The 13,178-nt window shown below is 63.2% G+C and carries 10 protein-coding genes; 7 read left to right on the top strand and 3 right to left on the bottom strand.

Translation table 11 applies throughout. The annotated features are described in order from the left end of the window. Positions 1 to 73 precede the first annotated feature (73 nt). The 3 genes from U9J39_RS22245 to actP all read left to right on the top strand — a co-directional run bounded on the left by U9J39_RS22245 (position 74) and on the right by actP (position 3,753). On the top strand, positions 74 to 1,804 hold the full coding sequence (locus tag U9J39_RS22245; protein WP_442784919.1) for a fatty acid--CoA ligase: 1,731 nt from the start codon (positions 74 to 76) through the stop codon (positions 1,802 to 1,804). A 66-nt stretch (positions 1,805 to 1,870) separates the two neighbouring features. Continuing rightward, positions 1,871 to 2,185 (top strand): DUF485 domain-containing protein, encoded by a 315-nt coding sequence (locus U9J39_RS22240; RefSeq protein WP_111520151.1) that lies wholly within the window; start codon positions 1,871 to 1,873, stop codon positions 2,183 to 2,185. Continuing rightward, a complete protein-coding gene (gene actP / locus U9J39_RS22235; protein WP_326348156.1) occupies positions 2,182 to 3,753 on the top strand; it encodes a cation/acetate symporter ActP in 1,572 nt (523 codons plus the stop codon). Before U9J39_RS22240 ends, actP begins: the two co-directional genes overlap by 4 nt. A 68-nt stretch (positions 3,754 to 3,821) precedes the next feature. On the opposite strand, the gene U9J39_RS22230 is transcribed toward actP, so the two are convergent. Beyond that, positions 3,822 to 4,238, bottom strand: a complete 417-nt coding sequence (locus tag U9J39_RS22230) for a nuclear transport factor 2 family protein (RefSeq protein WP_115699786.1) — start codon at positions 4,236 to 4,238, stop codon at positions 3,822 to 3,824. Between the two features lie 32 nt (positions 4,239 to 4,270). Further along, positions 4,271 to 7,045: a LuxR C-terminal-related transcriptional regulator gene (locus U9J39_RS22225; protein ID WP_326348085.1), complete on the bottom strand. Its 2,775-nt coding sequence runs from the start codon at positions 7,043 to 7,045 to the stop codon at positions 4,271 to 4,273. A 712-nt stretch (positions 7,046 to 7,757) separates the two neighbouring features. Here U9J39_RS22225 and U9J39_RS22220 point away from each other — a divergent pair. Next, positions 7,758 to 8,723, top strand: a complete 966-nt coding sequence (locus U9J39_RS22220; RefSeq protein WP_115699784.1) for an enoyl-CoA hydratase/isomerase family protein — start codon at positions 7,758 to 7,760, stop codon at positions 8,721 to 8,723. Between the two features lie 193 nt (positions 8,724 to 8,916). After that, positions 8,917 to 9,798, top strand: a complete 882-nt coding sequence (gene hchA / locus U9J39_RS22215; RefSeq protein WP_111520146.1) for a glyoxalase III HchA — start codon at positions 8,917 to 8,919, stop codon at positions 9,796 to 9,798. A 127-nt stretch (positions 9,799 to 9,925) separates the two neighbouring features. Here hchA and U9J39_RS22210 read toward each other — a convergent pair whose 3' ends face one another. Further along, positions 9,926 to 10,666 (bottom strand): FadR/GntR family transcriptional regulator, encoded by a 741-nt coding sequence (locus U9J39_RS22210; protein WP_326348084.1) that lies wholly within the window; start codon positions 10,664 to 10,666, stop codon positions 9,926 to 9,928. 256 nt (positions 10,667 to 10,922) lie between these two features. Here U9J39_RS22210 and uxuA point away from each other — a divergent pair, with 256 nt between their 5' ends. Both uxuA and U9J39_RS22200 read left to right on the top strand, forming a co-directional pair. Beyond that, entirely contained in the window at positions 10,923 to 11,963 is a 1,041-nt protein-coding gene (gene uxuA, locus U9J39_RS22205) for a mannonate dehydratase (RefSeq protein WP_115712436.1), read from the top strand. Positions 11,964 to 12,010: 47 nt separating this feature from the next. Continuing rightward, a complete protein-coding gene (locus tag U9J39_RS22200; RefSeq protein WP_115712434.1) occupies positions 12,011 to 13,030 on the top strand; it encodes a Bug family tripartite tricarboxylate transporter substrate binding protein in 1,020 nt (339 codons plus the stop codon). Positions 13,031 to 13,178 lie beyond the last annotated feature (148 nt).

Raw genomic sequence — 13,178 nt, 5'->3', positions numbered from 1 at the left:
GCTGGAAAGCCGTGCCATGGCGCTTACGCTGGCAGGCATCCGGCGTCCCTGGCGCTGCATGCAAGTCATGGGCATGCTGCCCAGGCCGCTGCCACAGCGATCAAGGAGTTCCTCCGTGACACGGCCTATCCCGATCCCCCGCACGCCATCGGCGTACGCCTATCCGCTGCTGATCAAGCAGCTCCTGCACGCGCCGCTGGCGGTCAACCCGGAGCAGGAAATCGTCTACCGCGGTCAGGTCCGACACAGCTACTGGACCATGCGGCACCGCATCGGCCAACTGGCCAGCGGCCTGCAATCGCTCGGCATTGCACCGGGCGATACGGTGGCAGTCATGGACTGGGACAGCCACCGCTACCTCGAAAGCTACTTCGGCATCCCCATGATGGGCGCGGTGCTGATGACGGTAAACGTGCGGCTGTCGCCGGAACAGATAGCCTACACACTGAACCACGCTGGCGTCAGGCTGCTGATCGTCCATGCCGACTTTCTGCCAACGCTCGCCTTGATTCGCGCTCAGCTCGAAACCGTCGAGCGCTTCGTTCTGGTCAGCGACGACACCTTCGCACTGAGCAACGCGCCCTTGCCCGATGGCTTCAGCGCCGAGTACGAAGCGCTGCTGGCGGCGTCGCCACCTGACTACGCCTTCCCGGATTTCGACGAGAACGCCCGGGCCACGACCTTCTACACCACAGGCACTACCGGGCTGCCCAAAGGGGTGTACTTCAGCCATCGGCAGATCGTGCTCCATACGCTCGCCACCATGGCGGCTCTGGCCGCTGCGCCCAGCCAGGGACGCGTGCATCGGGACGACGTCTACATGCCGCTGACGCCGATGTTCCATGTGCACGCGTGGGGGATGCCCTTTGTGGCAACGGCGCTTGGTGTGAAACAGGTCTATCCGGGCCGCTACGCCGCAGATCACCTACTGCGGCTGATGCAAGGCGAGCGGGTCACGTTCTCCCACGGCGTGCCCACGCTGCTCCACATGATCCTGTCGCACCCGGATTCGGCCGGGGTCGACCTGAGCGGCATGAAGATGATCGTGGGCGGTTCGGCGCTGCCGCGCGGCCTGGCGCAGGCCGCCATCGACCGCGGCATCGACGTGTTCACCGGCTACGGCATGTCTGAGACCTGCCCCATCCTCACACTGGCGCAGGTGAAGACCTCGCTGCTTGGCGATGCCGCCACCGACCTCGACCTCCGCACCAAGACCGGCTTGCCGGTTCCGCTGGTCGACCTGCGCATCGTCGATGACGAGATGCGCGACATTGCGCACGATGGCGAAGCCAGCGGCGAAATCGTGGTCCGCGCACCGTGGCTCACGCAAGGCTATCTCGGCGATGCGGCTGGGTCCGAGCACCTGTGGGCCGGTGGCTACCTCCATACCAACGACATTGGCTCGATCGACAGCGACGGTTATCTGAAAGTCACCGACCGCATCAAGGATGTAATCAAGAGCGGCGGCGAATGGGTGTCGTCGCTGGAGCTCGAAGACCTGATTTCGCGTCACGCTGCGGTGAGCGAAGTGGCCGTCATCGGCATCAAGGATGCACAGTGGGGCGAACGCCCCCTGCCGTTGGTCGTGCTGCGGCCGGGACAGTCCGCTGGGACGGAAGAAATCCAGGAGCATTTGCGCGACTTCGTCCGCCGCGGCGCGATCTCGAAGTATGCGATCCCGGAGCGGGTGCTCTTTGTCGACGCAATCGAAAAGACCAGCGTGGGCAAGATCAACAAGCGCCTGCTCCGCGAAAAGTACCAGAACGCCCCGCCCCTTTCCCCTGCTTTCGGCACCCACCCATGAACCGGCGGCCAACGCCGCTGTGGCAAGTGCCTTATCACTAGAAAAACCGCTTCAGGAGACAAAGCAATGCAAGCTTCCACCATCACAGAGCGCATCAGACGCCATCCCAGGTTCGGCGAACTGGTCCGACGCCGCGCCCGCCTCTCGCGGGTATTGCTGGCCCTGGTCCTCGCCCCCTATCTCGCGCTGATGCTTGCGGTTGCGATGCAGCCCCAACGCCTGGCCGAGCCGCTTCATCCGGAAACACTGCTCAACCTTGGCATCGTCCTTGCCGTCGGAATCGTGCTGCTGGGCTGGGCCGCGACATGGTTTTACGTGCGCCGTGCCAACGGCAAGCTCGAGACGATGGTGCAGCAGATCCTGTCGGAGGCCGGACAATGAATCTCCAGGCCATTGCCATGTTCCTGCTCTTCGTCGCGCTGACGCTGGGCATCACGTACCGGGCCTCCTCGCGCACCCGGACTGCCAATGACTTCTTTACCGCAGGCGGCGGCATCACGGGTATGCAGAACGGCCTGGCCGTGGCGGGCGACTACATGTCGGCTGCCACGCTGCTCGGCGTAGTCAGCCTGGTCTATGCACGCGGTTTTGATGGGCTGCTGTATATCGTCGGGTTCTTCATCGGCTGGCCGGTCATGCTGTTCCTGATGGCCGAACGGCTGCGTAATCTCGGCAAATTCACCTTTGTCGACATTATTTCGGACCGGCTCGATCCCGTCAGCACGCGCTGCATTGCAGCGGCCAGCAGCCTGGTGGTGGTGCTGCTCTACCTGATCGTGCAAATGGTCGGCGCCGGCGAGTTGGTGCAGTTGTTGTTCGGCATCGACTATGCCTATGCCGTCGTCGGGGTCGGCGCGCTGATGATGATCTACGTGACTGTTGGCGGCATGATCGCCACGACATGGGTGCAGATCGTCAAGGCAGTGCTGCTTCTGTTCGGCGGCTCGTTGCTGATGCTCCTGGCGCTGGGGCATTTTGGCTTCAGCCTTGAAGCGCTGGCGGCCAGGGCAATCGCGGTGCACCGCAGCGGCCCCGCCCTGCTCGCGCCGGGCACGCTGTTCGCCGATTCGGTCTCGGCGCTCTCGCTGTGCGTGGCCACCGTGCTCGGGCTGTCGGGACTCCCGCATATCCTGATGCGCTTCTTTACGGTGCCGAATGCGTGCGAGGCACGCAAGAGCGTGTTGGTGGCCAGCACCTGCATTGGCTACATGTTCCTCGCCATGTTTGCCATCGGTCTTGCGGCCATCGTGATCGTCGGTACCGAGCCGCGCTACTTCGAAGGCGGCCAGGTTGGCGGCAAGCTGCTCGGCGGCGGCAATATGGTTGCAATGCATCTCGCCAGCGCGACCGGCGGCAACCTGTTCCTCGGGTTCCTGGCGGCGGTCGCCTTTGCCACGATTCTCGCCGTGGTGTCTGGCCTGACGCTCGCGGGCGCTTCCGCGATCTCGCATGACATCTACGCCGGTGTCCTGCGGCGCGGCTCTACCACCGATGCAGCCGAGGTCTCCGTCACCAAGAAGGCCACGCTCGCCATCGGCATCGTCGCGGTGCTGCTGGGGATTGCCTTCAAGGGGCAGAACCTGGCGTTCCTGGTCGCGCTGGCTTTCAATGTAGCGGCCTCGGCGAATTTTCCGGTGCTGGTGCTGTCGATGTACTGGCGCGGCCTGACCACCCGGGGCGCGGTCTGGGGCGTGGCGTCTGGCCTGGCGTCGTCGGTCGCGCTGGTGATACTTTCCCCCGCCGTCTGGAAGAACGTGCTGGGGCATCCTTCAGCCATCTTTCCGTACGACCACCCGGCCCTGTTCACGGTCCCGCTCGCGTTCCTGGTCACATATCTGTGCTCGCGCTTCGACCGCAGCGCCAGGGCCGAGGCAGAGCGACTGGCCTTCGACGCGCAACTGGTCCGCGCACAGACCGGCCATGGAGCAGAGGCACCGTCCAGCCACTGAAACCCGGCGCATGACCCGGCGCGGGTTGCGCGCCAAACCGAGGTGCAACCCGCTGCGGTAGCCCCGTGCTAGGTCGCTGCAGGCGTCAGCGCGGCATAGAACGCCGCGTTGTCCCAGTAAGCTCGCATGAATTCGATCCGGCCATCCGTGTCCATACGAACGATAAAGACGTGCGGCAGCGAGAAGGACTGGCCTCGGCTTGCGATCCCGAGCACGTCCCGGGCCTGCGTGCCCGTGATGGTCACCTCGGCAATCGCGGTGCGCTGGTCATCGTCGCCATAGACCGCGGTGACCTGGTTGTTCAAGTCCGGGAAACCATCCATCAGTGCGCGCCAGATTGCCTTGCCGGCCTCGCCAACCGGCCCCTCCATTGCCATGGGGACATAGTCGATCCGCGCATCTTGAGAAAACATGGCAAGCATGCCGTCTATGTCATGCTCACGGTAGCGGGCGAAGAATGCCTTGACGATCTCGATCTGGTTCATCACGTATCTCCCTGGAAACACCCCCCGGCAAGCTAGCTCCGCGTTTCGGGGCGCTGCGCGACCCGAGGCAGGTCCCGACCCAGGCCGCTGCGGACCGCCTGGATGCGGGAGTTCACTTTCAGCTTCTCAAAGATATTCTTCAGATGCCACTTCACGGTTTCCGGGGCGACGCGAATGACGCGGGCAATCTCCTTGTTGGAAAGCCCCCGTGCCACGTAGTCGAGAATTTCCACTTCACGGGCGCTTAGCCTGCTGGCGGACGCCGGCTCCACCTGGTCATCCGCGGCGTCTGGCGCGCGTGCCGGCGCATCGAAGCCCGCGCATAGCCTCCTCACATACCAGGGCTCAACCTCGGCCAGGCGGTCTTGCTGCTGACGCAGCGCGTCAAGGATTTCCCGGGCCGCAGGCCCGGCATCGAGAAACACGCGGTACAGACCGTTATCCTGGCCATACGTGAGCGCGGCACGCATGGCGTCCACAGCCTCCACACGCTCGACCGCACTGTGCAGGGCGACCGCCAGCATCACTGATATCTGGGCGGAAAGGTACTGCATGCCCGCCGCACGCAACTCAGCCTGCACGCCCCGCAAGATGGGAACCGCTTCCGCCGCCCGGCCACGCGCCACCAGCAGACGGCAATGCGCCATCTGGAAACGCTGCCAGGTCTCCAGGTAGCTGCCCTGCAAGCCCGCTGGCCGCTGCCCGACAAGCGCTTCCAACTCGTGGCCGATCCTCGTGGCGCGGCCCAGGTCGCCGGACCGGATACCGATCCGGATCGCCTCGGCCTTGCATGCGACCTGCATGCGCAGCCATCGGCGGCTTCTGGCAACGGCTTCCGCGTTTTCTACGACCCGATAGGCTTCGTCCTGCTTCCCCGCCAGCAGCCTCAGGCGCGCCAGCGTCACGCAGAAGCCGACCAGTGGCCCCAGCGAGCACGATTGCATCGCCATCTCGAGCCGCCCTTCCAGCAGTTCGGCGGCCCGGTCCAGGTCATTCCATTCATAGTGGATGGCGGCCAGGTAGCCGACCGGGAGCACCGATGCGGCAGACTGCCGGCCGGCGCGCGCGTTGGATTCGCGCAGCACATCCTCCAGGGTCTGAACGGCCTCGCCCAGCCTGCCTTCCACGAACAAGCTGAGCCCAACCATGCTTTGCCGGTACACCTTGGCGTAGATCGGCGTATCAGCGCCGGTATTGAGGGTGAGCGTGCGCCGCAGGCGTTCGACCTCGTCAAACCCCGCTGCATAGCTGAGCCCGAAGATCTGTGTGGTCAGCCCGATGCCCTCTTCCCATGAGCCGGTTTCGGGGCCGAGCGCCAGCACCTTGCGGCCCATTTCCAATGAGAGTTCGCTTTCATCGGACAGACCCGCGATTAGCGCCGTGACCGCCTGCAACTCGACGCGCACTACCTCGGTCAAGGGCAGCCGCCCGTGGCCGATGTCCTCCTCGACCGCCTGCAACACCGCTTTGGCCGCCACTGTCTGCATCGTCAACGCTAGCGCCCAGGCCTGCGCCAGGCGCAGGCGCAGCCGGCCATGCACCGCCTCGGGGGGCAGCTTGGCAACCCAGCTCAGCACCGTCCGCACGTCGCTGGCCTCGACCAGGGTCATCGCGCATTGCTCGACCCAGCCGGCGGCGCGATCGACATCCCCCGCGGCCAAGGCATGCCGGACCGCTTCCTGCCACAGCGATTGCGCCGCAAACCATTCACTGGCCCGGCGATGCAATTCGGCAACTTCGTGCGGACGCTCCCTGACCAGGCGTTTTCTCAGGTATTCGGCAAACAGCGCGTGATAGCGGTACCATTGGCCCTCGGCGTCCAGGGGTCTGACGAACAAATTCCGAGCCATCAGCCACTCGAAATTGGCATGCGATTTGCTGGAGCCTGTTACTGCATCGCACAAGGGCACCGACATTCGGTCCAGCACCGAGGTCTGCAGGAGAAAAGTCTGTAGCGGCTCGGGGACGTGAACAAATACGTTCTCGTTCAGATACGTTTCAACGCTGCGCCGGACGAATGGCAAGCGCTCGGCAAAGACGTCAGGCTTGTCGGTTGCGCTTAATGCAAAGGTCGCCAATTGCAAGCCAGCCGCCCAGCCTTCGGTCGCTCGAAGCAGGACCTCAGTCTGGGCAGCGCTCAGCTCATGCCCGGAAGCGGCGGAAAAAAACGCCTGCGTCTCGGCGCTGTCAAAGCGCAGGGCTTCCGCATCCAGCAGCAGCAATTGACCCCGGGCTTCGAAGTAACTCAGCGGAAAGCCTGGCTCGCCCCGCCCCGCGACGAGTAAATGCAGGTTCTCCGGGGCATAGCGCAGCAGCCGGAACACCGCCTCGTGGATGGCGGGCGCTGCCAGCCGATCGAAATCATCCAGCACCAGCACCATCCGGCACGGCAGCGCCAAGACCGCATTGAGTAGCTCGGCAAACATTGCGTCCGCCGGCGCCAACGGGTCCGGCGCCAGGCCGCACGGGATCTGAACGCCGGCCCGGCTGCAGGCATCCCTGGTCGCTGCGAGCAGGTAGGCGCCGAACTGGAAGAGATCGTCGTCGTCTCGGTCGATACTGAGCCAGCCAACGGCGCAGCCTTCCTGCGCCATGACCGTCTTCCATTCACTCAACAGCGAAGTCTTGCCGAAGCCGGCCGGGGCTACCAGAACCGTCAGCTTGCGTTCCATGCCTGGGCGCAATAGCTCGATGGCGCGCTTGCGACGGATATAGTGGCGCGTTCGCGGCGGCGCCAGCTTTGTCAGGATCAAGGCTGGCCGCCATTGGGGCAGTTGCGCAGCGGCGACCGGCGATGATTGGGTCATGCGTGGCTCTTCCTAACGGCGGGTGCGACCACTACACGATCACACCCCATTCACCCGCCTGCTCCCGGCGCACCATCTCGGCGGCTGAATCAGGCGTGATGGCTCGGTAGCGATTCGACGCGGCGGTGATGACATCGATCATGGCATCAATCATTTCCTGCGGGTCATGCTGGTTATTCAGCGGACGCTTTACCCGCGACTGCATTTCGGGACACTTATGAAGCTTCTCCCCAAGACAAGAGGGTCTTCTTGCCACTCGCATCTAACTTTCCTTCACTAGGATCAGCCGAGCAGGTCCGGATGCGACTGTAACGGATGATCGCCGAAACGGAAGTCAAGCCACAAGGGCAGGAGATACCGTCAGAGGGGGGGACGGCGGGGGGCTTGGCCGGCGATGCCAACTCGCCGCTGTTTCCGGGCGTTGCTTTGTACTTCGGTGATACCTCCTGGGCTGATCCGAACGCCGCTTTCAGCATTGCCAGGACCTGTACTGGGTACCCCCCACTTAGGGAGGCTCCTTGCAAACACCGCAGCGATACGGGAATGATTGCGTCAGCGATGCGAACGGCGTGTCTCGCGTTTCCACTAACAGTTTCTCGCAAATGGGAATCGCAAGGCATAGATTGGTTCGCGCATCTTTAAGCACTCCGGCGCCGCCAGCTACGGGCCAGGCCCGGCTCGGCAAGCGCGAGATGAATCCAAGGAACCTGCCATGTCGACTATCTCAAGACGCTCCTTTGTCCAGTCCATCAGCGCCGCAACACTCGCGCCGGGAATGTTGCTCGCCTCGGCCGAGGCTGGAGCGTCCGAAAGCTCCGCTCTGCCCAAAGGGGGCGGCGCAAACTACGCCGATTACAAGCATATCCAGGTCACCAAGGACCGCCACGGCGTCGCCACCGTTACATTGAACTATGCGCCGCTCAACCTGCTCGATGAGGTACTGTCGGATGAGTTCGACCGCGTGACCCGCCAACTGGAACAGGATGCGGGGGTGCGCGTCATCATCCTGCAGAGCGCCGTTCCGAAGTTCTTTATCGCTCACTCGGGCTTGCGCCGTGTCGGCTCCGCACCGAAAACGACTTCGAATACACGTACCTTCCGCCTGACCCAGATGCTCGGCGAGCGCTTGCGCAACATGCCAAAAGCCGTGATCGCCAAGGTCGAGGGCATCGCCCGTGGCGGCGGCTGCGAGATCGCGCTGGCCGCGGACATGTGCTTCGCCGCGATCGGCAAGGCTGTGTTCGGCCAGCCCGAAGTCGTCTGCGGACTGGTCCCTGGCGGGGGCAACACACAGCGATTGCCGCGGCGCATGGGGCGCGCACGTGCCCTTGAGGTGCTGCTCGTCGGCGAAGACTTCTCGGCAGAACTGGCCGACCACTACGGCTATATCAATCGTGCGCTGCCGGCCGATGAACTGGGGCCATTCGTGGACAGGCTCGCACGCCGCATTGCGACCTTCCCCACCACCACCATCGCGCACCTGAAAAAGGCGGTGGACATGGGCTCAGATGTATCGTTCTCCGAAGGGTTGTTGGTCGAAGCGCATGAAGCCGATCTTTGCGTAGCCAACGAAGCGATACAGGCGCGTGTGAAGGCGATACTCAAAGCGGGCGCCGAGACCTACGAAGGCGAACTCCATTTCCCCGACCTCTCTGCCAACCTGCCGCCCGCCGATTAGGCGATCTACCTGCCTCCGAACGGTCATCGCCCGCCGGTGCGAAAAAGCGTTGATACGAGCGAGAGAGTGCAGTGCACATAGCAAGGTGCCGGAATGCATGGCTCCTGCTGGTGATTGGGGGATTTCCCCTCATCCTTAAAGCCGGTGGAAACTAAGCACCAAAAACCCGTTCATCCTTAGAAGGAAGCCCATCATGACGTCCCAGACCGACAGCAAGCAGCCGACGCCTGATCAAGCCGAGCGCAACGCGTTCTTCCCCTCCCCATACTCACTCTCACAATTCACTTCGCCAAAGTCGGACCTCTCCGACGCCGACTATCCGGACGCTTATCAGGGCGGCCGCTGGAAAGTTCTGCTCGTCGCTGCGGACGAGCGCTATCTCCTCACCGGAAACGGTACCTTCTTCTCTACTGGCAACCATCCCGTCGAGACCCTGCTGCCCATGTATCACCTGGACCGCGCAGGCTTCGAGTTCGACATTGCCACGTTATCCGGCAACCCGGCCAAGTTCGAATGGTGGGCGTTCCCTTCCGAGGACGCCGAGATAAAGTCCCTCTACTCAAAGTACGAGCAAAAGTTCCAGCAGCCCCTCAAGCTTGCTGACGTGGTCAGTTCCTTGAACACGGATGCAAACTACATTGCCGTCTTCATCCCTGGTGGACATGGTGCCCTGATGGGGCTACCCTTCAGCGCAGATATGAAGGCAACGCTTCAGTGGGCCATGCAAAACGACAGGTTCATCATCACGCTTTGTCATGGGCCTGCCGCCCTGCTTTCCGCAAGCGTCGACGAACCTAACGGTGGAGATCTGTTCCGCGGCTACCGCATCTGCGCATTTCCAGATTCCATGGACAAGCAGACCCCGGATATTGGCTATATGCCCGGCCCCTTGCGTTGGTTCTTTGGCGAGAAGCTTGCAGCGATGGGAGTCGAGATCGTAAACACCAAAATCGATGGGAGTACTTTCCGTGACCGGAAGCTCCTCACAGGTGACAGCCCGTTCGCTGGCAACAATCTTGGCAAGCTGGCTGCGCGCGCGCTACTCGATGAAGTGCAGAGTACGGGTGGGCGCTAGTTGTGAGTCGTCAAGACGTTATCTCCTGACGCAGGTCGGGACATGCGCGCAAGGGCGCCGACACCGTTTGGTGGTCGGCGCCAATTGTTGAGGTATGGGGTCGGGCGCGACGCCCAACGGGCTATCCTCAACGCCACGCCTGCGTAAACTCGCTGATGACCCTCTCCAGGTGGTTACGCATTGCGGCCCGCGCCGCTGTCGCGTCGCGCGCCATCACCGCCGCGAAGATGCGCTGATGGTCTTCCTGCGATGCCTCCCGCAGCCCCGTGGTATGGAAGTGTTCCTCGATCTTGCCCCATAGCGGATCGCTGCGCCCGCTGTCCCACAGTGCGGTGACCATATGCAGCAGGACCCTGTTGCCGGTCGACTCGGCCAGGCACAGGTGGAACTGCCGGTCCGCCGCCTCGTTGGCCTGCTTGTCGTCCATGTGCTCGCGCATCAGGCTCAGGGCCGCGAACATACGGTCAAGATCGCCGTCCTTGCGCTCGCTGGCCGCCAGGCCGGCAATTTCCGATTCAATCAGCGCCCGGGCGCGCAGTGATTCTATCGGCCCCGGCCGCCAGGGCATCTCGAATGGCTCGCGACCGGGCGTGGGCGCCTCTGCGCAGACGTAGATCCCGGAGCCGCCACGCACTTCGACCAGTCCCTGGACCTCCAGCGCGATGATGGCTTCGCGCACCAGGGTACGGCTGACGCTGAACCGCTCGGCCAGCGTGCGTTCGGACGGCAACCGCATGCCGGCGGAGAACTCTCCGGATGCGATCAATGCCTGCACCTGGCTGGCCAGGCTCAAATACGAACGGTCGCTGGCCGCTGGAGGGGTCTCGAGTATCGGACGGGTTGCGAGATCGCTGGTGGAATGTGGCATTGCAGGTAAGGCGGCGGCTGCCTGATGTGATCACCGGTTGACCACTCGCCACACGAAGGCATGGGCAGGACAGTGCCTGATGCAGACCATGGTAAACCATGACGGCAAAACTGGGCAACCTGTTCATAATTGGTGAACCAAATAGCCCAATCCGGTACACCAATGCCGCGCGATCTCCCGGCCATGACGCGCGCCAGGTCAGGCCGGATTGCCTTTCACACCTCTTCATCAGAATCGCCCCAAGGAAGCCCCACCCATGAAGATGTCGTTCCGCTGGTTTGGCCCGACCGACCCGATCCCCCTCGAATACATCCGGCAGATCCCGGGCATGACGCACATCGTCTCGGCCATCTATGACGAACCTGTCGGAGAGGTATGGCCGCTGGACAAGATCCTGGCGCTCAAGTCCACCATCGAGGCGGCTGGGCTGCAGTTCAAGGTGGTGGAGTCGGTTCCGGTTCATGAGGACATCAAGCTCGGCAAGCCGACCCGCGAGCGGCTGATTGCGAACTACCAGCAGACCATCAGGAACCTGGCCGCGGCGGGCATCGAGGTCATCTGCTACAACTTCATGCCGGTGTTCGACTGGACCCGTACGGAACTGGCAAAAAAGCTCGATGACGGCTCGACCTGCCTTGCCTTCAGCACCCGCGAGGTAGAACAGGTCGACGTCAGCCAGGGTATCGCCCTGCCCGGCTGGGATTCCAGCTACGCGCCAGGAGAACTGCAGTCGCTGCTCGCCGAATATCGTGACATCGACGAAGGCAGGCTCTGGGAGCACCTGGAGCATTTCCTGCGCGCGATCATTCCGGTGGCGCAGGAGTGCGGCATCAAGATGGCCATTCATCCGGACGATCCGCCGCGCCCCATCTTCGGACTGCCGCGCATCGTCAAGAACCGCGACGACCTGGCACGCATCCTGAGCATCGTCGACACGCCGGCAAACGGCCTGACGCTGTGCTCGGGATCGCTTGGCGCCGGCCCGCAGAACAACGTCGAGGCGCTGGTGCGCGAGTTCGGCGGCATGGGACGCATCCACTTCGCCCATATCCGCAACGTCAAGATCACGCCGGAAGGCGATTTCGAGGAAACCGCCCACCTGTCGAGTTGCGGCTCGCTGGATATTGCCGCGATCGTCAAGGCGTACCACGACGTCGGCTTCCAGGGCTATTACCGCCCCGACCACGGCCGCATGATCTGGGGCGAGACGGGCAAGCCGGGATACGGCCTTTATGACCGGGCACTCGGCGCGGTCTATATCAACGGGATGTGGGAAGCGATGGAAAAAACGGCCTGAAACGCCGTTGGGCTGCGGCCCAGTCAAAACATAATCGGAGACCTGTCATGACAATCACCAAGAAATCGCCCGTGAACTCGCGCCGTTCCGCGTTGATCCTGAGCGTCGCAGCGCTCGGCCTTGGCGCGCTGGCAACGACCGCCGCGTGGGCGCAGACCAACTGGCCGACCAAGCCGGTAACGCTGCTGGTGGGCTTTCCGCCCGGTGGCCAGACCGACTTCGCGGGACGCGCGCTGCTTAACGGCCTGCAGAGTTCGCTCGGTCAGTCGTTTGTCATCGACAACAAGGCCGGCGTGAACGGCAATATCGCCTCCATCGAGGTCATGCGCGCGGCGCCCGACGGAAACAAGCTGCTGGTAGGCAACGGCTCGATGACGATCATGCCGCACGTCTACACCAAGCTTGGCATCGTCGATCCGCAGAAGCTGACGCCGATAGGCGTGATGCTGCAGTCGCCGCTGGTCCTCGTCGTGCCCGCCAGTTCGCCCATCAAGACGTACGCGCAGTTCGTCGAGGAGGTCAAGGCGCGCGACAAGTCGGGCAAGACCATCGACTATGGCTCGGGCGGTACCGGCGCATTGCCGCATGTCACGATGGAACTGCTGCGCGAGCGCATGGGCGGGCCGAAGATGAACCATGTTCCCTACAAGGGCAGCAGCCCGGCTATGGTCGACCTGATGGCCGGACGCCTGGATGCGATGTTCGATGCCACGTCGGTCGTCGCGCCTTTCATCAAGTCGGGCCAGTTGCGGCCGCTGATGGTCACGGGCCCCAAGCGCGTGGCCATGATCCCGGACGTGCCGACCGCCACCGAAAGCGGCATCAAGGACTTCACCATCATCTCGTTCATCGGGCTGTACGGACCGCCGGGCCTGAGCCCCGACATCGTCAAGAAAGCCAACGGCGCATTGAATACGGCGCTGAAGGACCCGGCCGTCGTCAAGAGCATCGTCGACCGCGGCGACGAGCCCGGCGGCGGCACGCCCGAGCAGCTCGCAACGCTGACCCGCACCCACTACAAAATGTGGGGCGAGGTGGTGAAAGCCAACAACATCACGGCTGATTGAGGCTGCGCAGGCCGGTGAGTGCCGGTCTGTCGCCAGTGCTGCGTCGCATGAGTAGCGAATTGAGTCGTGCCCAATACAGTGTTTACCGCCTCCCTTCGCTCCCCTACCCGCTTCAAAAATACGTGCGACGACTGACTTTCGTTATGGT

Source organism: Cupriavidus sp. SS-3 (assembly GCF_035818815.1).
GTDB lineage: Bacteria > Pseudomonadota > Gammaproteobacteria > Burkholderiales > Burkholderiaceae > Cupriavidus > Cupriavidus taiwanensis_C.
The sequence above is the reverse complement of the archived record's forward strand: the minus strand, read 5'-3'. Positions and strand labels throughout refer to the sequence as shown.

What these genes read in the sequence shown, in the direction of transcription:
- U9J39_RS22245 (WP_442784919.1), top strand. Translation starts at nt 74, where the DNA reads ATGCTGCCCAGGCCGCTGCCACAGCGATCAAGGAGTTCCTCCGTGACA.
- U9J39_RS22240 (WP_111520151.1), top strand. Translation starts at nt 1,871, where the DNA reads ATGCAAGCTTCCACCATCACAGAGCGCATCAGACGCCATCCCAGGTTC.
- actP (WP_326348156.1), top strand. Translation starts at nt 2,182, where the DNA reads ATGAATCTCCAGGCCATTGCCATGTTCCTGCTCTTCGTCGCGCTGACG.
- U9J39_RS22230 (WP_115699786.1), bottom strand. Translation starts at nt 4,238, where the DNA reads ATGAACCAGATCGAGATCGTCAAGGCATTCTTCGCCCGCTACCGTGAG.
- U9J39_RS22225 (WP_326348085.1), bottom strand. Translation starts at nt 7,045, where the DNA reads ATGACCCAATCATCGCCGGTCGCCGCTGCGCAACTGCCCCAATGGCGG.
- U9J39_RS22220 (WP_115699784.1), top strand. Translation starts at nt 7,758, where the DNA reads ATGTCGACTATCTCAAGACGCTCCTTTGTCCAGTCCATCAGCGCCGCA.
- hchA (WP_111520146.1), top strand. Translation starts at nt 8,917, where the DNA reads ATGACGTCCCAGACCGACAGCAAGCAGCCGACGCCTGATCAAGCCGAG.
- U9J39_RS22210 (WP_326348084.1), bottom strand. Translation starts at nt 10,666, where the DNA reads ATGCCACATTCCACCAGCGATCTCGCAACCCGTCCGATACTCGAGACC.
- uxuA (WP_115712436.1), top strand. Translation starts at nt 10,923, where the DNA reads ATGAAGATGTCGTTCCGCTGGTTTGGCCCGACCGACCCGATCCCCCTC.
- U9J39_RS22200 (WP_115712434.1), top strand. Translation starts at nt 12,011, where the DNA reads ATGACAATCACCAAGAAATCGCCCGTGAACTCGCGCCGTTCCGCGTTG.